The organism is Paraglaciecola sp. QJM3NY_14, from assembly GCF_056173245.1.
The window spans coordinates 4,343,817-4,363,299 of record NZ_CM149664.1; the positions used below are offsets into that span (position 1 = coordinate 4,343,817).

Consider the following 19,483-nt stretch of genomic DNA (forward strand, 5'->3'; position numbering starts at 1 on the left):
TCGAATTAAATGTCAAACTAATATTAACCAATTTAACAAATATGTTATTACCAATAAAACCATCATTGGTAATAATGATAGTTAAGTATTTGCTACATAGTTGTTAAAATATGCTATACCTATTTCTAAAGCGCTTGCATAATCTGCAATTGTGGTAGAATGCCAGCAAGTAGTAGATAGATAAGAAACAGAGCGGGATGTCTAAAATGAAGAGTCGTCGATTATTCTGGAATATAGTCGAAAAAATAGAACAGCTTATTGAGTCCGGTTTATACCAGCCAGGAAGCCGCTTACCCCCAGAACGCGAGTTAGCAGAAACCTTCGACGTCAGCCGTCCTACCATTCGTGAAGCGATTATTGCTTTGGAAGTAAGGGAACGAGTTGAAGTAAAAACAGGCTCTGGTGTTTACGTGTTGGCCAGCAAACATGCTCCAAAGCCGTTGAATAACATTAGTGCCTTTGAGCTCACTCAAGCCCGTGCTTTAGTTGAGGGCGAAGCTGCAGCACTTGCAGCTACAACCATCACTGATGATGAATTACGTGATTTGAAAAGCACACTCGACGCAATGGAAAAAGAAGAAAACCCAGAACACGCTGATCGTGATTTTCATATGATTATTTCACGTGCGACACGTAATAATGCCATATTGCTTGCCGTTGAGAACTTGTGGCAAGTACGTGATACCAATGCCGAGGTCAAGGCAGCTTATAAAGGTGTTTGTAGCCAAAGTAGTTCAAAACGATTACACGAGCATACGGTCATATATCAAGCTCTTAAGAAGCGTGATAACCAAGCCGCTCGCGCTGCTATGCATCAGCATTTTAATCGATTGATAAACGCATTATTCGAAGCTAAAGAAGCGCAAGCGTTAGAAGAAGTGCGCCGTCAAACGATTGAGACCAGAGGCTTATATTCACTGTCGCACGTCATTAAACAAGCATAGGCGCACGTTAGCTTTAAGAGCCCTCGTTCATTGTGATGAATTCCAGCCAATAAAAAAGCCAACATACGTTGGCTTTTTTTACATAAACGATAAGTCGATTATGAGAACAACATACCACCGTTGATATCAACGTTAGTACCTGTCATATAAGATGCTTCGTCAGATGCCAAGAAGGCAACCAATTTAGCCACTTCTTCAGAGTTACCTTCACGTTGCAACGCTGTAGAGCCAGCAACTTTCTCACGCACTGCGTCAGGGGTGAAAGTATCGTGGAAGCCTGTGCTGATCATGCCTGGGCAAACGCCGTTAACACGAATGTCAGGACCAAGCTCTTTTGCTAGACCACGTGTAAATGTCATTACCGCGCCTTTAGAAGTAGCATAAATGGCTGCACCACCACCGCCGCCATCACGACCAGCTTGAGATGCTAATGTCACTATGCTGCTGCCTTTAGGCATGTGAGGTATACATGCGTGAGTCATCATGAAAAGTGACGTTAGGTTTAAGTCCATCACTTTATGGAAGTGGCTAAGACTCATGTCTGCTACTTTAACACGCTCAACCAATCCACCTGAAACATGCACTAGGCAATCGACTTTGCCAAATTTATCAACAGTGCTTTGCACACATGCATCAACATCTTGCTGTTGTGTCAAGTCAGCTTTGATTGCGACAGCACGAACACCAAGTTTTTCTATTTCTTCAACTGCACTCTGTGCGGTAGCTTCGCTGGCAAGATAAGTAATCACCACATCTGCACCACGGCCGGCCAATTCTAATGCACAAGCGCGGCCAATATCACGCCCACCACCTGCCACTATGGCTACTTTGCCTTTCATTGTCATAATATTCTCCACTGGGTTTTCAAATTAGTATATACATAAACTTTCAATCAGTTCCCCAAGGAGCACCGCACAGCCCGCCTAAGTACATTACCAATCCAAGTCTACAAAGCTAAACTAACTAATTACCGCACTCATTGTCAACCAATTAATTGACTTTGGCTTTACCAATTGTTGTTTTTTTAGCTTTTTTGTTAAAAAAGTTTATTCGTCGCTATTTTCTCACTGCTCAGTGTAGTGCCAATAAATGTGGCGGTTAGTGAGTATGAATACGTTCTTCGGTCATAAGCGAAGGAAGAAAAATCGGCGTATGCTTGAGACACTGCCCCGCAAACTAGCTTGACCAATTAGCTTTATCGTTTATTAGATTAACGCTATTGGTTATAGCGATAAATAAATGACATAGGGAGCGAAGCAAGGTCTGCAGAAATCATGTTTAAGAGCTTCAAAGCCTGTAGTTTCACTTTATTACTCACGCCATGCATATGATATAAAGCCGCATTGTTAGCGGCCATAGTTTGTATTTTAGTCACTCGAGCGATGCGCTGAGATTGGTAATTCAAAAGAGCATGATTTACTCGAGGTTCACTTAATAGCGCTTTAGCTAAACACGCCCCATCTTCAATCGCCATCGCAGCACCTTGTGCCACAAATGGCAACATGGGATGACAAGCATCGCCTAAAAGGGCAACCTGGCCGTCTACCCAGGTTTCTAATGGTGCGCTGCCGAATAAGCCCCATAAGAAGCAGTCATCCATTTTACTCAGAAGTTGCTGCACATCAGGATGCCAATTCGAAAACAAAGCGCGCAAGACTGTAATATCGCCATCAACGTTCCAGCGTTCATCGTTCCACTGTTCACGCTCTTGCACGGCAATAACGTTAATTTCATCGCCACCTCGCACATAGTAACTCACCACGTGCGCTCCTGGGCCAACCCATAAGTTTGCCTCAGGCTTCACTAGTGTCTTGGGTACGTTCTTAGTTTTTATAGTCCCCCGCCATGCCACTTGCCCAGTAAATTGGATTTCGGATTGGGGCAACATGCACTTTTTTATTGACGAGCGAATACCATCAGCACCAATTAATACATCGCAGTGCAATTCACCCCCATCGGCCAATTCAACGTTTACTCGCTGTGCATTGCTTGTATCAACATGCTGATAAGATATTACGCGTGCATTTAATATTATTTTTACGCCGCGCTCTAAAGCGCTTTGGTAAAGGATTTTGTGTAGGTCAGCGCGATGAATATGGACATAGGGGGCACCATATTTTTGCTCAATCGCAGCGCCTAATGGCATCTGTAAATACGTTTTTGCGGTTTGATAATGACGCATCGTGGCATTTTGCGGCAAAAAACCGAGTGCTATGATCTGATCCTGCAGACCTAACGCCGTTAGCGCGTGCATGGCATTAGGGCTTAGCTGTATACCCGCCCCAACTTCTTTTAATGCATCACTTTGCTCAAAAACATGTACGTCAAAACCTTGGAGGTTTAGCGCAAGTGCTGCGCTTAAACCGCCAATACCGCCACCAGCGATAATCACTTTTTTAGGCATAAAGCATGTTCACCATTTTATCGCACCATAAATTCGCCCATCGCACTGTAAATTCGCGAATAGTTTCACGGGTAGCTTCGCGGTGCTTAACCTGTGTGCAAAGTTTATCAGCATTAAGAGCATAAAACGCCTTACAATACCGCGTTTTAATGCGTTACACCTTGATGCTTTAGAACGCGCTTAGTATTTTTTCCAAATCGTTAAATGATTTCGCTGTCGCTGGCTACTTCTATTATCTAACTGAACATCACTCATAACGTCAGATTCCTTAAGCAATTCACAGTGCACTGCTAATATCTGCTTTAAATGTGTCTCGCTGGTTTGATTTTCACCGTTAGCTTTGAAGCCACCTAGCCATTTCTGCTTAGGGGTCAGCGTTTCTGACCACTGATACGCGCTAGAGAGCAGTAATATCCCACCTTGATTCAGGCGGTCTAACATTTGATTAATGAATAGTTGCGGATCGTAAAGTACATCAAGCACGCGATGAGCAACAATCAGATCGTAGCCATCAAAGTGCGCCTTCAAGTTATGCCCATCTCCTTGAGTAAAGTGCAGGTTGTCATAGCACGCGTTCAGATTGACGTCTTGCAAACCGACTTCTACAAATTGCCGCAGCTCCCCCTCACTAGGTAATGCATAACGTAGCTGACCACGCTTTTTCAGTTGCAAAGCATGCTGAATATGGCGCGCGGTAAAATCTATGCCATCCACCTGTTTGAATATATGACTCAACTCGAAACTTAAGCGCCCAGTGCCACAGCCAATATCTAACGCTTTAATATTGTTGCATGTTGCGCTGCTTAACAACGTTTGGCAGTGAGATAGCACCTGCTGAATATCGTGCTCTTCGTTACCACTGTTAACGCCATATTGATGATGCAGCATTCGACTGATATCAATTTGGCTTTCGTAGGGATTGACCGCGGTAATGGGAATATCGTCCTTGTTTGACTCAACGTACCTAAACCCAGCATGCTGGAAGAAGTGCCTTCGAAAGGCATAGCGCGAATCTCTTGTCGCCTCATTGCCGGTAGAAATCCAAGAGCCGCCTTTAATTAGATTATGCTGACCGTCAAATGTTGGAGTCGAAAAGTCATCGTAAAGAGGGTGCACCGCAAAGCCTTCAAAACCGTCTATCGGGCTTTCGGTCCATTGCCATACGTTCCCTATCACATCAAAAAAACCGCCTTGAGGGTACAAATCCACAGGACATGAGGACGCGAAATGCTCAAGATTGATATTACCTGGCGCAGTGTCCCAATAGGGTAAATCGCCCTCTACGGTATCTCTTAGTACTTGCCACTCGGCTTCGGTTGGCAGGCGCACGAAGCCTTGTGACGATTGTGTTCTCCAATTACAAAACGCTTTGGCTTCGAGGTAATTGACTTCAACCGGCCAGCTAGCTGGCAACGGGACCTCGTGGATAAGATTACGCTGGTAATAAGTCCCCTCACGAAACAACCAAAAACGTGGCATAGTCGCTTGGGTATAATTCAACCAAGCCCTGCCCTCTTCGGTCCATAATTCAGGTGTTTGATAACCACCGGCATCAACAAATTGCAAAAATTCTTGATTAGACACTAAGGTTTGGCTTGCCTGAAATGTATCCACTGAAACATCTGAAATTCCATATTCGTTATCCCAGCCATAGGTGTCATTGCTGCTAGGTTTACCTAATCGAATGTCTTGAGGTGGAACACTTATCAACCGATTTTTTTGGTTTTGCGGTTCAACAAATTCGAAATCAGGGCAAGCCGGCCATTGACCATTATCAGTCAGGTATTTTGTGTCGAGCATACGCAAAATGACCGAAGAGGTTTCAATGTGAATACCTTCATGCTCACACCCCATCAGAATAATCCATGCTGGTGAGTTCTGGGTGATTGGCAATGTCAGCGGCATGTCGTCGATAAACTGACTGACCATGGCTCTTACTTTATGTCGGTAGTCGCGTACAGCGCTGACTGTCGGCCACTGGTAATTATCAGGGGATAAATCGTCCCACGACATTTCATCCACACCCACCGCACACGTAGACTCTATATGCGTGTCGACTCGCTCGTCGATAAAATTCCCCAACATTAGTTTGTTAACGTAAAAAACCGCTGTGTGACCAAAATAAAATATAAGTGGATGGCGCAGAGACTCAGGCCTTAAATAGAATGCCGAGTCGTCATTAATCAAGTCAAACAGAGACTCATACAGTGCCCAATTTTGTAGGAAATAACGTTTCAATTCACTGCGCTTAACAGCAACATCGGTTCCACTGAGCAAGGGAGGTTTGTTCAGCCTAGGCAGTTGCTCTACTTCTGGTTCAGCGATTGTGTTTAGTCGTTGTGCATGCATATGATTAACTTCTTTAATTATGTGATCAATTTTGGCGAATAACGTCGCAAAAATTGTGTTTGTAGCCAGGTGCCTACTGATTCAAATTGCCCATAAAAGGCCTGTTGGCAATAATAATCCACTTGCTGAGCAAACCAGCTCTGCTGAGAAAATAGCGCCAATGCTCCTGATACCACCGACCCATCGCTCTTTTGACTATCATGCAAGGAAGGTGGAAATGCTCGGCTAGAAAAGGCCGGGGGTAATTCATCTTTACGCTGCCAACTCTGAATGGCTTGTAATACATTTAATAGGATAAAGATCATATTCAGATAGGGATCATAAGCAGAGCTCGTCGCCCCAACTCGATGCTCTACTCGCGCCGTCTTTTGCCAGTTATGGCTATAACTCAGTACCTGATTATTGGCTCCGTAGAATAACGGCTCTTGCCCCATAGGTTGGTTGTGCTTGCCCACCTTTTTATACAAGGCGATACTTCCCTGATGACCGCCAGACAACATAAACGGAGAACTCAATTCAGCATCAAGGCCGTAGTCGCTGCGCAGGGAGAGGCGTTTGAAGGCGTCCTCTTCGGGTAAAAATAACAAACAGCAGTGAAAACTATTGGTCAGCAGATGGTGTTGTATCCACTCACCTAAATTTGAATGCGGTATCAGGTTACTGCCTGTGTTATCGGCCACACTTACATTCATTTGAATTGCATTAGGAATATGAACAGAGCGAGTGTCCGTTGAAAATATTGCGCCAGAACCTGGTACATATCGCCCTTTGTCAGCTGCCCAAGCGACGGGCTTTAGCAAGACATTGCTGGCGCCAAAGCGCCGCATAATAGTCGGTAGCAATTGCATTGCACTGTCTAAATCTTGCGCCTCTTTGAGGGGAGATTGACCGTTAAACAAGGAAACGTATTCCCATTGCTGATGCCAAAATTCTGTTTTCAAGGCACCGTTGATGCCCAAATCCAGTAATGACTGGTTTACTCTCGCAAAGTCTAAAGAATGCTTCGCTGACGCGGTTTCATAGACCCCTTCTAGCTCCACATGCACCAAAGGCGTTAGCCCTAAGTCGGCAAAGCATTGCAACAATTGACGAAGCACTTGCTGGCTGACTTGCTGACTCTGAGATGATACTGCTACCTTTTGCACCGCGGCCCTTTCACTTTAGCTAATACCCTTTTCACAACGGTAATGATGAAAACTATGACTGGTCATTACGGTTAAGGACCGAAAAAGTTTGTCGTTAATTGCATTTTATTATCCGGCCCTGGCTTTGGCGGATTGTTTCTAGTGTGTACGATGATATTTGTATTGCTGGCGGTGTGAATAAATAAACAACCATCAGAACCACTTTTTCCACACCATAAAGCCGCCTAATAAGGCAACAAGCCCCAACATAGAGAAGGTTAAAACATTGAACGCATGCGGGTTATCAATACCGGGTAATCCGCCCACGTTCATGCCAAAAACGCCGGTCAGAAATGACAGAGGCAAGAAAATCGCCGTAACTAGCGACAAAACGTACATCACCATGCCTTGGCGATCGGCAATTCGGTTGCGTACTTCGTCTTGCAATACGATTGCACGTTCACGGGCGAGATCTAAATCTTCTACATAGCGCGTGGCTCTGTCGCTTAGCTCTCTTAACGTAAATGCTTGCTCGGAGGTTAAAAACTGGTTGCTGCGGTACAATGTATCCAGAGCGTCGCGTTGCGGTGCCAAGTAACGGCGTATTGAGGCGGCTTGTCGACGCACAGTGGACAAACGTTGACGCGCTTTGCTGTCCATAGATTCTGATGTTTCAAAATCGACTAGCTCTTCATCTAAAATATCAACCATTTCGCTTATATGGACGACCACTCGCTCAATCACTTCTAGCAGCAAATCACCAGCACTGGTTATTTTAGTACCTTGGTCAATATCATTTTTAACGTCTTGTACTGAATATAATTTTCTATCTTTACGCCTGGCTGAGACAATGCCTTTTTCGGTTAGCCACAAGCGCAACGACACCATGTCTTCTGGATCAGCATCAGGGTTAGTATTAATACCGCGTAAGTAAACAACTAAACCACTATCCATACTTAACGTTTTAGGCCGCGTCTCTAGGGCAATCAGGGAGTCAGCAACGTTTTTCGATAACCCTAGGTCATACATTGTTTGCTCTGCGTCAATCGAGTCCGACTGCAAATGCACCCAAAAAAAGCCCGGTTTATTCTGTGTCGCTTTCAGTCCTGCTAAATCGACAGGGCTGGCCGAGCCGTCCGTAAAATAATACGCCCATAAAAAGCTATCGCGTTGATTTGAGTTCTGTTCTTGCTGATGCTGCATGGTGTCGCTCCCACCGGACGATAAGTGTGGCGAATATAAAGCACCTTTTTGTGTATGCAAACTTGTTTTTTACCGTCTCAAGGTTTAAAAAATCTTAAAAGGTGTACACTAGACAGATTCGGTCGTCACTTCACAAACGACTAGTAACAGTGACTTCAAATCCTGTCAATAAGCTCCATTAATCGTGGGTTTGTTTCATTCACCCTCAGGGTTTAGGCTCAGTATACATTCATTGATTTTCAAGAGATCCACATGAAAATAGCTATTTTATCGCGTAACCAAAATCTATATTCCACCAAACGCCTCAAAGAAGCAGGTGAGAGCTTGGGCCATGAAGTCGATGTTATTGACACCCTTCATTGCTACATGGACATCAGCAGCAATCGCCCGGCCGTTCGCTTTAAAGGGGAAGCACTGCCCTATTACGACGCCATAATTCCGCGCATTGGTGCATCTGTGACGTTTTATGGAACAGCCGTGGTTCGTCAATTTGAAATGATGGGTACTTTTAGTATTAACGAGTCTGTGGCCATTAGCCGTTCTCGCGACAAATTGCGCTCGATGCAGCTATTGTCGCGCAAAGGTATTGGAATGCCACGTACAGGCTTCGCTCGTCAGCCTGACCGTATCGATGATTTGATAAAAAACGTAGGAGGCGCCCCAGTTGTTATTAAATTATTAGAAGGCACTCAAGGCATAGGCGTAGTGCTAGCCGATACGCAGAAAGCCGCAGAATCTATCATTGAAGCGTTCATGGGCTTGAACGCAAATATATTAGTGCAGGAATATATCAAAGAGGCCGGCGGAGCGGATATTCGCTGCTTAGTCGTAGGCGGTAAAGTTGTTGCTGCAATGAAGCGCCAAGCTGCGGCAGGGGAATTTCGTTCAAATTTACACCGAGGGGGCTCAGCCAGCTTAGTACGCCTCTCGCCACAAGAACGTAAAACGGCTATTGATGCAGCAAAAACCATGGGTCTTAACATGTGCGGTGTGGATATTCTTCGTTCAAACAATGGACCGGTCGTGATGGAAGTGAATTCATCCCCAGGCCTCGAAGGAATTGAAACGGCGACAGGCAAAGATGTTGCTAGCATGATCATCGAATTTATTGTAAAAAATGCCAAGCCAAATAATACCAAGACCCGAGGCAAAGGCTAGACGTCACGGTCCACCGTAGGCGCGCTTTGTTTAAAGCCTGCCAGTGCGCCCATCTTTTAAGAGATACAACGATGCATAGATATTTAAATAAACCCATAGTCGGCACCCTTGAGTTGTGTGACTTACCAGAACTGACGATCCAGTCGTTAAACGTTAGGGTTGATACAGGCGCTACGACCTCATCTCTGCACGTAGACAATATTGAAGAGTTTGAACGTGGTGGTAATACTTGGGTCAGCTTCGACATTCATCCGAATATCCACAATGTGGCTGACATTGTTCGCCGCGAAGCAAAAGTAGAAGCCATCAAGCGAGTCAAAAGCTCAACCGCCACCCTTGAAAAACGCTATACCATTAAAACTGAAATCCAAATGGCCGATTTAACATGGGACATTCAATTGACCCTCACAGATCGCTCTGAAATGACCTATTTGATGTTGCTCGGGCGCGAAGCAATGGCCGGAAAGTTCCTCGTTGATCCTTCACTTGAATATGAACTTAGCGCGGGTTCAGTGAATTAAATCAGTGTATTTATCGACATAGACGAAACAGCGTTTATGTTCATTAGTTGGCGCTATTTTGTATGAAAGTAACGCCAACCATAAGAAAAATTTACTTTCTTCGATTTGAAATTTTGCAAAATAGCGTTATCCCCTACCTTGCTACATTACCCAGAATATGAACTAACTTATTGATTTTTAAATTCTATTTAAACTAGCATTTGAGATGGCATTTATTCTGCTCCCGAGACAGCAAATCATTAACCATTGTTGTTGGAGTATCATGCGCAAGTCGTATATTTTTGGGTTATCACTTTTCTTGGTCATACTCTCAGGAACTGTTCACGCTAGAGAGCAAGGGTACGCCATTGACTTTCTAAATGGTGAAGGGAGCACGCAGGGGATCCGTTTGGCATACCGACCTTTCACGCATCAGGTGGCCGAAATACCTTGGCTGGGTAAGGTGGATTTATATTGGGAAGTCAGCGCCAATTTCTGGGAGTACGGAGAGCAAAATAGCCACCAAACAAATTACGCGATATCTCTGTCACCGGTAATATCGAAGCAATTTACTACGTTGTGGGACCAATACCCAGTAAAGTGGGAAGCAGGTATCGGCGTGAGTCTAGTGAAAGATAGAAAATTTGCCGGAAAAGACATTGGCTCTCACTACCAATTCGAAGATAGATTGGGGGTAAAAGTCGAATTTGGACAGAATAACACTTCGTCCTTGGCGCTACGATATATGCATTATTCTAACGGCGGTCTAGGGAGTAAGAATCCTGGAATGGACTTTTTGAACATCGCATACGCAAAATCATTCTGATGAGCAAACAACAATGTTAACTCATCAGATGGAAATAATAGATACGCCAAGGTGATGTAAACCGACCTTATTGAGAAGCGAATTGATCCCGTCCGTTGGTTTTAGCGAGATACAAACGCCGATCCGCCGTATCAATTAATTCTTGCAGGGTCTTTTTGCCACCGTCACTAGCTGCTATACCGATACTTCCTGTGACCACACCAAAGGGTGAACCTTTGTGTTTAATTCCCAGCTCACGCACACTCGTTAGCAGCTTTGTAGCCACCAGAATTGCACCTGCTATGCCGGTTTCAGGCAGTACAACTGCGAATTCCTCCCCACCGAACCGAGCAACGAAGTCCCCTGGGCGCTCTACAGACTGCTTTAATACCTTGGCCACCAAGCGCAAACAGTCATCACCGGCTAAATGGCCATAGTGATCATTGTAATACTTGAAAAAGTCGATATCGAACATCAACAGAGCGAAAAAACTTCCACTGCGTTGGCTCAACTTTTGTTGGCGCAACAGGTACTCATCGAAATAACGCCGATTACTGACTTGGGTTAATCCATCTTGGTAGGCCATACGACGCAGCTCATCCGTTAACTCTTTTAACGCGAGGTGCGACTTAATACGATGATTTAAGGTATTAGCGTTTACCGGCTTGGTTAAAAAATCAACGCCGCCTGCTTCCCAACATTTGTCTTCCGCATCTGAATCACCGTGCCCTGTCACAAATACGATAGGGATATCATGTGTTTCACTTTTTTCTTTTAACGTTTTACAGGCTTCTACGCCGTTGATGTCAGGCATATCCATATCCATTAACACCAAATCGGGGGCGTGCGTCATGCAAAACGCGATCGCTTCTCGCCCAGAGGTGACCGCAAAGACGTTGTATGTATCCGTTAATGTGTTCGATAAAACATGAATATTGATCGGTTCATCATCGACTATTAATATTCGCGCTTTTTCAGCGTTTTTAAGCATTTGACTCACTGTGAAGATAGACGTATGAAGAAATAGATTTAGTTGTTTACATGATTATAGTAAACCGACTGCACTATGCGATTGCAAGCATTACTAATTGATTTTATTGCGTATTTGCGGCGTAACTATATACTAAAGTTACATTGACATTAAAGTATTTATAACCATTAACCCAAGTAAGCATGATTAAAAGTGTAATCGCACATGTTGACGGCATTTAGCAGTAAAATTGGCCACCTTATAGGTGTGGTGGCGTAACATTACACTACGGAAAACAATAGTGAAAAACGCCCCTCTTGGCCTTTAGTTTAAATCTGAAGATTAAGACTCACAGCTTGGGCTGTTGATATTGAAATCCATCTAATGGGCAGCAAATATTGTAGTGGGTTCTTCACGCGTCGATTTGACATAAACGAGACCCACGAGTAACCTTTTATTACTTGAACATTCGTTCAAAAGATAAAGTACAATCCTTGTGCGGCTCAGGCAATACTTAATCAGCTATTTTATTTCGCTGAAAATCCATATGCGCTATCCATCAAGTTTGTCAGCGGGTCGAAAAGAGATTATCCGAACGAGAGGTAAGCATGGCTAATGTTTCAAAATTCAATAGGACAGACGTGCTTGAAAAAGCCACTCAGTTATTCTGGGAGAGGGGCTATGTAGGCACCTCGACCCGTGAATTGCAAAGTGCGCTTGATATGCGACCCGGCAGTATTTATGCCGCATTTGGCAGCAAAGCCGATTTATTCGCTAGCGTACTCAATCATTACGCACAAGCACTGACAGAACAAGTGAACACGCAAGTGATGAACAATGCGAACGCTCTACAAGCGTTCCAGCAACTGATCCACGACCTGGTGTTATGCCCAAATAGCACTAGACCGAGCGAAATGTGCATGCTGGCTAAAACGCTGGCAGAGCTCGATGAAAGCCATCGTGAAATATTGAGTTTGGTACGCACTTTACTCAATCAAGTCGAGGCCAAGTTTGCAGACGTGTTTACTAAAGCAAAAGAGCAAGGTCAATTACCAGCTAACACCGATGTCGTCGCAACGGCCAGAACTCTGCAGATAAGCATTATCGGTTGGCGTTCTTATCTCAAAGCGACAAGAGACACTCAAGTTGTGGAGCAGCAAATTGAGCAGCTTTTTCAGCAGCTCACCCATCCTATACACTGACATTGTATTTTGCCTTAGGCACTGAGTGACTCCAGCTCAGTGCAGGGCTTTGCGTTCGTTTAACGCTATATTCTTTCATTTTGTCTCTATTTTTTGTGCTTTAACGTCACTTTCACCCTCATTTACACTGCAACAGTCCACTATTGTCTAATAGCACTTACGGCCCATCCTTCGTAAAGTTTTACCTTGGCCAAAATAGTAATTATTGCTAATGGCAAACACTGTAGCGCGCAAGGTGCACTGCAAAACACAAAGCGAACACAAGTCGTCGTTCGCTCGAAATAGATAAAAGGGATGTTCCATGGACTCATTCGAAAATCAGTTGCAAACTTTCTACGATAAAGCGATCACGCTTGGCACCGAGTACGGCGGCCAACTTATATTAGCCATCGTTGTTTTAGTGGTTGGCCTGTGGGTAATAGGTAAAGTCAGTAATGCCGTTAGGCGCCACGCAGTTAAAGGGCTACCTGATGAAACTCTCGCCCAATTTTTGACTAATATATTTGAGGTCGTTCTCAAAGTACTTCTTGTCATTAGTGTGGCATCAATGGTGGGTATCGAAACCACTTCATTTGTGGCGATATTGGGTGCCGCAGGTTTGGCAGTCGGCTTCGCTCTGCAAGGCAGTTTATCTAACTTCGCAGGCGGCGTGATGATCCTCATCTTCCGTCCTTTCAAAGTAGCAGATTATGTTGGTGCGCAGGACGTTGAAGGGGTTATTTTAGATATCGGTATTTTTGTTACCACATTTGAAACGTTTGATAAGCGCATCATCATTGTACCAAATGGGCCTTTAGCCAATGGCAATATTACTAATTACACCGCTAGCAGCATAAGAGCAGTGGAAATATCTATCGGTATCTCATATTCAGACGATATCGCCAAAGGTAAAGAAGCGATGGAACAAGCCATCATGAACGACCCCCGCGTTCTCAAAGAAGAAGGCAATGTGGTCGCTGTGGTCGACTTAGGATCGAGTTCGGTTGACTTCTTAGTGCGTGCATTCGTTAAAACGGATGACTACTGGTCACTGTTTTTTGATATACGCCCGATGCTTAAATCTGCTGTAGAAGAAGTAGGCTTAACCATTCCATTCCCTCAGCGAGATGTGCATATCATTCAAGAAAACAGTTAACAGGTATTATTAGCCAAAAAGTTAGACTGGATGCTGAACAAAAACAGCACATAAAAAAGGGTTACACATTTGTGTAACCCTTTTTGTTTTGCTAAATAAAAAGGCCGCTAACGCCCTAGAAAGAAGGCGTAGCGACAACACACAAAACTATTTTGAAGGTAACATTGAAAGTAATGTTACTCACCGCAAATTAGGCAACCGCTTGTTCCAGTATTGCGCGACTTTCAGTCAGCGTAATTGCTTGGTTTTCGCCTAACGCTTTCATACCGTGAGCTTCAAGTTGTGACACAACAGCATCTACTGCCTGTGCTTTGTCACCATTGTGCTCGGTCAGTTGAGTAGCCACGTCCAAGCTGTGATAGAAGGCTTCGATAGCTGAAATGGTGCGTTCTGCTAGATCATCGGATTCAGTCAGACCAAACACATTTCTACCCATTTGCTCTAATTTCGCTTTTTTCGCACCCAATTGGTTACGCAATAATGATGGCTGAACAATGGCCAATGAACGTGCGTGATCTACGCCGTACAAAGCGGTCAACTCATGACCAATCATGTGTGTAGCCCAATCTTGAGCGACACCAGAGCCAATTAAACCGTTCAATGCTTGATTAGCTGACCACATTAAGTTGGCACGCCATGCATCGTCCTGTTTATCAAAATTATCGCCCAGAGTTTTCAAGGCTTTAAGCAATGCTTCAGCGTAGCCATCTTGTACCAGCGCTCCCGCATTGAAGGTCAGATATTGCTCACAAGTATGAACCCATGCATCGACTAAACCATTAACTAACTGGCGCTGAGGTAACGTCTTCATTACGTCTGGGTCCATTACCGCGAATTTTGGTTGAACTGCAGGTGCCATAAACGCAAGCTTCTCTTGGGTGGCAGCTTTACTGACAACGGAGCCTGAATTTGACTCAGACCCAGTAGCAGGCAAAGTCAGCACTGCACCTAAGGGTAACGCTGAGGTGACTTTATGCTTTCCTTGAAGAATATCCCAACCTTCGCCGTCATAAATTGCAGCCGCTGCGATATATTTAACTCCATCAATAACAGAGCCACCACCAACGCCGAGTACGAAATCAACGTTCTGTTCTTTAGCGATTGCAACGGCTTTATCAAGCACTTCAATTGTCGGGTTAGCACCCACCCCTGAAAACTCTAGCCAATCGTGCTCCTCAAGGGCTGAAACAACCTGATCGTATACGCCATTGTTTTTAATTGAGCCGCCACCATATACCACCAGCACTTTTTGCGCTTTCGGGATAAGTGCACCCAAAGACGCAATTTGTCCTTGACCGAATTGAATTTTTGTTGGGTTTACATAACTAAATTTCATCGTATTTTCCTCATCTTTGTGATTAATTTGGCTAACGTTCTCAGCCAATATCGGTGGCTCTCTCACCAGGCAGTAAATGTATAATATAGACAGAAAATCCAGTATAAAAGAGCAAATAACGCCAAAAGCTTGCCTAAAACTATCAAGTGGTATAATTTAAACTCTTAACGAGTTTAGAGAGAAAAATATGAGCATTTTGGTCGATGCGATCCACGTTTTCGCAGAAAAAGCCGGATTACTCAACCTTGAGGGGCACGTTGAAACAGCACTGTCTGGAGTGCGTTTCTTTCGCGCGAGTAAGGGGAGTCCGAGGCAACCACTGGTTTATCAGTCTGGCATTATCATAGTGGTGCAAGGTAGAAAAGTGATCCATTTTCCAGATCACCACATTCAATATGGTGCGGGCGACTACCTAGTACTCGGGGTGCCAATGCCATTGGAATGTGAAGCCTTTGTGGACAATGGTCTGCCTATCATGGGGTTATCTATAGATGTTAAGCCCGCGTTATTACATCAACTAGTTAATCATATGCAGCAGCACCAACGATATACCCAAAGCGAGCCATGTAGCCAAATAAGTTGCGCCCAAGCGGCTAAAGTAGACGCACCCTTGGAGCACACAATTCAGCGCTTACTGGCGGTACTGGCAAATCCTGTTGAAACTGATATTTTTGGGGCAGATGTGGTCAAAGAATTGGTATACAGAGTGTTATGTGGTCCACAAGGAAAGACCCTATTTGGTCTCGCTCAGCACGATGGCCACTACGCAAGAGTCGCAAGAGCGCTAGCGTCTTTACACGCTAATTACGCCAGTCCTATAACGGTAGAAACCCTAGCTGATGACGTCAACATGAGTGTATCGGCCTTTCACCGAGCGTTTAAACAAGTGACGTTTGAGTCACCTTTGCAATATTTAAAGAAAGTGCGTCTAGTCAAAGCAAAAGATTTGATCACTGCCAATGGCAGTCGCGCTAACGAAGCGGCATTTCAAGTCGGTTACACCAGCGCCTCTCAGTTTAGCCGCGAATTCAAACGCCATTTTAATCAGTCACCAAGTGAAGTATCAATGAGTGCCTAATGCAGCTGCATGGTAAACATTGACCCTAATGCTCGGCTTTGGGCACGATGCTTGCCTAGCAGAACTATCAAGTAACAGCCAATTTACTCGGTGAGCCAAGCCTACAGGGTGCCCCTGCGTCATATTAAAACAATCAGTGGGTGTCTGTGCATCAAGCAAAATGAGTCCATTTGGGTGAGATTTTTGCCAGCGCCACGCTGCCTGTACTTGAAGTTCAGTTGGCATGTGATAGCCAAAATGAGTCACATTATAGGGTGAAAAAAGAATAAATTGCTCGGAGAAATTCACTAGCGCCAGAGGTCTACTTTTAGGTGCCAACAACTCCATTTTCGCAAAAACACTTTTGGGCGTTTTAACGTCATTCAAGAGCGTATATCCCCATGTGGAATAACCCATCCATAGCACAGGTATAAACAGCAACCAACTGCACGATAAACTCACCCGATACTTCCTTACCATCAACAGAAAAGTGCATATCAGTACGCCTACTATGCCCATGGTGAGCAAAAACCCCCAAGGCTCAATTGAGTATTTAATGCTGAGTTTGCTGGTAAATGTTGCATCAAAAAGTCCTGCTAAACCAAAGGTTAATAGCGCCAGTGACAATAACAAAACAACCGAATAAACAAGACCATTTACGATTTTACTGCGCATAATCTGGGGTAAGTATGGCGCAGTGATTAACGCGAGCATAGGCAAGGCAGGCAAGATGTACACGCCACGTTTGCCTGGACTTATACTGAAAAAAATCAATAACAATACGACCCAACCCAGTATCAAAGTAATCCGCCAGTCCCCCTCTTTTATCGCCCTCACCCAAGGCGTGATAAGCCATGGAAAAAAGAGACATAAAGGTAACCAAAAAACTGGAATAACATTGGTTAGGTAATACCAAAATGGCTTTAAGTGGTGCCAAGAATCCGCGTAGCGGGTAACCGTTTGCTTGAATAGAATATTGTCTCGATAGGCATCGAAAAGCGGGTTCTGTTGAACATCTACCCAATAAAGCATGGGTAAGACCCATAGCCCGATGCACCCTAACATCACCACAGGCCCTAGCAGCCAATGCCATGTCCATCCCCTTACAGGGCTTGACCTATATGTTTGCTGACTAAACCGAAGCGCGGTAAATGGTATCAGCATGAGCAGTGGTAAAAACCCTACCCCCTTAGTAATAATCCCCAAGCCCATAAAGCACCACGCTAGAAAATACCAAGACCAGCTACCGTTGAGCAGCAAAAAACGTAATAAACCATAACACCCCATGGTAATAAAGCAGCAAACCAAAGCATCAATTTGAGCTGTTTTCGCTTGTAGGGTGAATTGCAATGTAGCAAGCAACAACAAACCTGCATACCAACCAATTTGCTCAGACCACAGCCTGCGACCAATATCGTAGGTCAGTAAAACCGTCACTATCCCAGCGATCGCACTGGGTAACAGGAAAGCCAGTTTCACCGAGCCTAACAGCGCGTAAAATAGGGCGATACACCACATGAATATCGGTGGTTTGTCTGGGTAAAGCTCACCGCCACGCATGGGGAAAAACCATTGACCTGAGTCGACCATCTCTTTGGCTATTAACGCAAAGCGTGGTTCGTCCGCAGGCCAGGGATCTCGCAAACCCAAGCCGACTAAGATCAAAGAACAGGAAATGGTCAGTAACCAAATAAGATTAAAAGTACGGTCCTGACCTGAAATGAAATTCTGCCGGCTAAATAACCTAGGGAAAGCACTTATCATACGGTTAATCTCTCAGCGAATAGCTTAAGCACGAACCGGCTCACTATCCGGTGAAGCCGCTTTTACTTGAATAAGTTTTGAGTGCTTGTATTGCTTATACAAACGCACACTTAACGCAGTTGATATGCAAAATAGCAGCACACTCAAGCCGATTTTCCAGATAGACAACACCACTATGCCCTTGCCCATTAAGGCGAAAATAGCCATTTGCGGAATATAACCAATTGCCGAGCCCATTAGAAAGTGACGTGCTTTTACGTCAGTCACACCAGCGAGTATATTCGTTAATAGATTATTGCCCGCGGGTAACAGCCTAATGACGATGGTTTTGGTCATTGGTTTGTCTTTTAAGAAATCGTTTACGCGAAAAATCCGCTGCGCATAACGGCGTTTGATAAACGGCCTAAGTAAAAAGCGAGAGATAAAAAAACACAGCGTGCAGCCAATTACTGCGCCCGCGACGGATAGCAGTGTGCCTTGCATAAAGCCAAAAGCGTAGCCGCCTAAAAATGCCATCACTTGACGGGGGCAACCAATCGCCATTGCACCAGCGCTGAAAATGATGAAATACCCTACACCTAATGCGCCATTGTTACGAATGGCTGAGTCAATCCATTGTCGATTAAAGCTGTCAAACAAGGGCAAGGTGCTGATTAGGCCGCCTAAAGTGGCGCAAACTAGTAGAAACAGTAATCCTTTTTGCAGTGCTTTCGAAGCAAACAGTGAGCATATTTTTTGGTACATCAACTAATCCAAATATTCTGGTACTTTGACCCTACGTTGTAGCCATAGTACTCCAAAGATATCGACGATCCCCACTTGAAGACGTCCCAGCATATTGTACTTCGATTCTCCGGCTTGACGGTCTCGATGATTTACTTCAATCACAATCACTTGGCCATGTATACGCTTCACTAAAGCCGGAATATAGCGGTGCATATGATCAAAGTACGGTAGTTTCATGAAGGTATGTTTGGGTATGATTTTCAAACCGCAGCCAGTATCAGGCGTGCCATCCCCTAATAGGCGAGCACGCACACCATTGGCCACTTTAGATTGGAACCTTTTCCATGGGGTGTCTTTGCGTTTGCGGCGATACCCCGCGACACAATAATCGGAGCCTTGAACAACACTTCGTGCCGCGCTTAATAACGTTGGAATATCGGCTGGATCATTCTGGCCATCTGCATCCATGGTCACGATAAGTTCACCACAGGCGGCTTTCACCCCACTCATAATGGCTGTACTTTGTCCCACACTAACTTTGTGTCTTACCGGTTGAATGCAATCAAAACCCGCATCAATGATTCTATACAATTCATTTATCGTGCGGTCATCACTTCCATCATCTACATAGACAATTTCGAATTCAGCCACACCGCCAAGTACATCGATAATTTCATGGATAAGTGGCGCAACATTTTGCGCCTCATTTTTTGCAGGAATAACAACAGACAATTCCATTTTACACTACCAAATATAAGCCGCCAAAGTAGAGTTCACGTCAGATGAAACGCTATCTCATCGATGGC

Annotated in this window: 17 protein-coding genes; 7 read left to right on the plus strand and 10 right to left on the minus strand. The window is 44.6% G+C overall.

Features of this window, described 5'->3' with window-relative positions:
* Positions 1-206: 206 nt before the first annotated feature.
* Complete coding sequence (locus AC0VYA_RS18505) at positions 207-944, plus strand: FadR/GntR family transcriptional regulator (protein WP_011576385.1); 738 nt, start codon at positions 207-209, stop codon at positions 942-944.
* A gap of 98 nt (positions 945-1,042) precedes the next feature.
* On the opposite strand, the gene AC0VYA_RS18510 is transcribed toward AC0VYA_RS18505, so the two are convergent.
* From AC0VYA_RS18510 to AC0VYA_RS18530, 5 genes are all read right to left on the minus strand, one after another.
* Positions 1,043-1,789: an SDR family NAD(P)-dependent oxidoreductase gene (locus AC0VYA_RS18510; RefSeq protein WP_006991060.1), complete on the minus strand. Its 747-nt coding sequence runs from the start codon at positions 1,787-1,789 to the stop codon at positions 1,043-1,045.
* A 371-nt stretch (positions 1,790-2,160) separates the two neighbouring features.
* Positions 2,161-3,348 carry an FAD-dependent monooxygenase gene (locus tag AC0VYA_RS18515; RefSeq protein ID WP_475489251.1) on the minus strand — a complete coding sequence of 396 codons (1,188 nt, stop codon included), beginning with the start codon at positions 3,346-3,348 and terminating at the stop codon, positions 2,161-2,163.
* A 180-nt stretch (positions 3,349-3,528) separates the two neighbouring features.
* Complete coding sequence (ovoA, locus tag AC0VYA_RS18520) at positions 3,529-5,697, minus strand: 5-histidylcysteine sulfoxide synthase (RefSeq protein WP_475489252.1); 2,169 nt, start codon at positions 5,695-5,697, stop codon at positions 3,529-3,531.
* A 17-nt stretch (positions 5,698-5,714) separates the two neighbouring features.
* The gene (locus tag AC0VYA_RS18525) at positions 5,715-6,842 is read right to left on the minus strand and encodes a hypothetical protein (protein ID WP_475489253.1); all 1,128 of its coding nucleotides are present in this window, start codon (positions 6,840-6,842) and stop codon (positions 5,715-5,717) included.
* 192 nt (positions 6,843-7,034) lie between these two features.
* Positions 7,035-8,024 carry a zinc transporter ZntB gene (locus tag AC0VYA_RS18530; RefSeq protein ID WP_475489254.1) on the minus strand — a complete coding sequence of 330 codons (990 nt, stop codon included), beginning with the start codon at positions 8,022-8,024 and terminating at the stop codon, positions 7,035-7,037.
* Between the two features lie 252 nt (positions 8,025-8,276).
* On the opposite strand from AC0VYA_RS18530, the gene rimK reads away from it, so the two are divergent.
* From rimK to AC0VYA_RS18545, 3 genes are all read left to right on the plus strand, one after another.
* On the plus strand, positions 8,277-9,182 hold the full coding sequence (gene rimK / locus AC0VYA_RS18535; RefSeq protein ID WP_011576390.1) for a 30S ribosomal protein S6--L-glutamate ligase: 906 nt from the start codon (positions 8,277-8,279) through the stop codon (positions 9,180-9,182).
* Between the two features lie 71 nt (positions 9,183-9,253).
* On the plus strand, positions 9,254-9,703 hold the full coding sequence (locus AC0VYA_RS18540; protein WP_473476132.1) for a putative ATP-dependent zinc protease: 450 nt from the start codon (positions 9,254-9,256) through the stop codon (positions 9,701-9,703).
* 262 nt (positions 9,704-9,965) lie between these two features.
* On the plus strand, positions 9,966-10,508 hold the full coding sequence (locus AC0VYA_RS18545; RefSeq protein WP_011576392.1) for an acyloxyacyl hydrolase: 543 nt from the start codon (positions 9,966-9,968) through the stop codon (positions 10,506-10,508).
* A gap of 67 nt (positions 10,509-10,575) precedes the next feature.
* Here the strand turns inward: AC0VYA_RS18545 and AC0VYA_RS18550 are convergent, their stop codons facing one another.
* On the minus strand, positions 10,576-11,478 hold the full coding sequence (locus AC0VYA_RS18550) for a GGDEF domain-containing response regulator (RefSeq protein WP_011576393.1): 903 nt from the start codon (positions 11,476-11,478) through the stop codon (positions 10,576-10,578).
* Between the two features lie 587 nt (positions 11,479-12,065).
* Between AC0VYA_RS18550 and AC0VYA_RS18555 the strand changes: the two genes are divergently transcribed.
* On the plus strand, positions 12,066-12,659 hold the full coding sequence (locus tag AC0VYA_RS18555; RefSeq protein WP_475489255.1) for a TetR/AcrR family transcriptional regulator: 594 nt from the start codon (positions 12,066-12,068) through the stop codon (positions 12,657-12,659).
* A gap of 301 nt (positions 12,660-12,960) precedes the next feature.
* Positions 12,961-13,794, plus strand: a complete 834-nt coding sequence (locus tag AC0VYA_RS18560) for a mechanosensitive ion channel family protein (RefSeq protein WP_011576395.1) — start codon at positions 12,961-12,963, stop codon at positions 13,792-13,794.
* A gap of 190 nt (positions 13,795-13,984) precedes the next feature.
* Here the strand turns inward: AC0VYA_RS18560 and AC0VYA_RS18565 are convergent, their stop codons facing one another.
* Positions 13,985-15,130 carry an iron-containing alcohol dehydrogenase gene (locus AC0VYA_RS18565; protein ID WP_475489256.1) on the minus strand — a complete coding sequence of 382 codons (1,146 nt, stop codon included), beginning with the start codon at positions 15,128-15,130 and terminating at the stop codon, positions 13,985-13,987.
* A 187-nt stretch (positions 15,131-15,317) separates the two neighbouring features.
* Here AC0VYA_RS18565 and AC0VYA_RS18570 point away from each other — a divergent pair, with 187 nt between their 5' ends.
* Positions 15,318-16,208 carry an AraC family transcriptional regulator N-terminal domain-containing protein gene (locus AC0VYA_RS18570; protein ID WP_473476142.1) on the plus strand — a complete coding sequence of 297 codons (891 nt, stop codon included), beginning with the start codon at positions 15,318-15,320 and terminating at the stop codon, positions 16,206-16,208.
* On the opposite strand, the gene AC0VYA_RS18575 is transcribed toward AC0VYA_RS18570, so the two are convergent.
* The 3 genes from AC0VYA_RS18575 to AC0VYA_RS18585 are packed head-to-tail and all read right to left on the minus strand — an operon-like array spanning position 16,194 to position 19,415.
* Complete coding sequence (locus AC0VYA_RS18575; protein ID WP_473476144.1) at positions 16,194-17,951, minus strand: glycosyltransferase family 39 protein; 1,758 nt, start codon at positions 17,949-17,951, stop codon at positions 16,194-16,196. The two genes, AC0VYA_RS18570 and AC0VYA_RS18575, sit on opposite strands and share 15 nt — an antisense overlap.
* Before the next feature lie 24 nt (positions 17,952-17,975).
* The gene (locus AC0VYA_RS18580; protein ID WP_473476146.1) at positions 17,976-18,695 is read right to left on the minus strand and encodes a VTT domain-containing protein; all 720 of its coding nucleotides are present in this window, start codon (positions 18,693-18,695) and stop codon (positions 17,976-17,978) included.
* 3 nt (positions 18,696-18,698) lie between these two features.
* Positions 18,699-19,415 carry a glycosyltransferase gene (locus tag AC0VYA_RS18585; protein WP_473476148.1) on the minus strand — a complete coding sequence of 239 codons (717 nt, stop codon included), beginning with the start codon at positions 19,413-19,415 and terminating at the stop codon, positions 18,699-18,701.
* Positions 19,416-19,483 lie beyond the last annotated feature (68 nt).

Excerpts from the sequence above, each read along its gene's own strand:
- AC0VYA_RS18505 (WP_011576385.1), top strand. The coding sequence starts at position 207 with ATGAAGAGTCGTCGATTATTCTGGAATATAGTCGAAAAAATAGAACAG.
- AC0VYA_RS18510 (WP_006991060.1), bottom strand. The coding sequence starts at position 1,789 with ATGACAATGAAAGGCAAAGTAGCCATAGTGGCAGGTGGTGGGCGTGAT.
- AC0VYA_RS18515 (WP_475489251.1), bottom strand. The coding sequence starts at position 3,348 with ATGCCTAAAAAAGTGATTATCGCTGGTGGCGGTATTGGCGGTTTAAGC.
- ovoA (WP_475489252.1), bottom strand. The coding sequence starts at position 5,697 with ATGCATGCACAACGACTAAACACAATCGCTGAACCAGAAGTAGAGCAA.
- AC0VYA_RS18530 (WP_475489254.1), bottom strand. The coding sequence starts at position 8,024 with ATGCAGCATCAGCAAGAACAGAACTCAAATCAACGCGATAGCTTTTTA.
- rimK (WP_011576390.1), top strand. The coding sequence starts at position 8,277 with ATGAAAATAGCTATTTTATCGCGTAACCAAAATCTATATTCCACCAAA.
- AC0VYA_RS18540 (WP_473476132.1), top strand. The coding sequence starts at position 9,254 with ATGCATAGATATTTAAATAAACCCATAGTCGGCACCCTTGAGTTGTGT.
- AC0VYA_RS18545 (WP_011576392.1), top strand. The coding sequence starts at position 9,966 with ATGCGCAAGTCGTATATTTTTGGGTTATCACTTTTCTTGGTCATACTC.
- AC0VYA_RS18550 (WP_011576393.1), bottom strand. The coding sequence starts at position 11,478 with ATGCTTAAAAACGCTGAAAAAGCGCGAATATTAATAGTCGATGATGAA.
- AC0VYA_RS18555 (WP_475489255.1), top strand. The coding sequence starts at position 12,066 with ATGGCTAATGTTTCAAAATTCAATAGGACAGACGTGCTTGAAAAAGCC.
- AC0VYA_RS18560 (WP_011576395.1), top strand. The coding sequence starts at position 12,961 with ATGGACTCATTCGAAAATCAGTTGCAAACTTTCTACGATAAAGCGATC.
- AC0VYA_RS18565 (WP_475489256.1), bottom strand. The coding sequence starts at position 15,130 with ATGAAATTTAGTTATGTAAACCCAACAAAAATTCAATTCGGTCAAGGA.
- AC0VYA_RS18570 (WP_473476142.1), top strand. The coding sequence starts at position 15,318 with ATGAGCATTTTGGTCGATGCGATCCACGTTTTCGCAGAAAAAGCCGGA.
- AC0VYA_RS18575 (WP_473476144.1), bottom strand. The coding sequence starts at position 17,951 with ATGATAAGTGCTTTCCCTAGGTTATTTAGCCGGCAGAATTTCATTTCA.
- AC0VYA_RS18580 (WP_473476146.1), bottom strand. The coding sequence starts at position 18,695 with ATGTACCAAAAAATATGCTCACTGTTTGCTTCGAAAGCACTGCAAAAA.
- AC0VYA_RS18585 (WP_473476148.1), bottom strand. The coding sequence starts at position 19,415 with ATGGAATTGTCTGTTGTTATTCCTGCAAAAAATGAGGCGCAAAATGTT.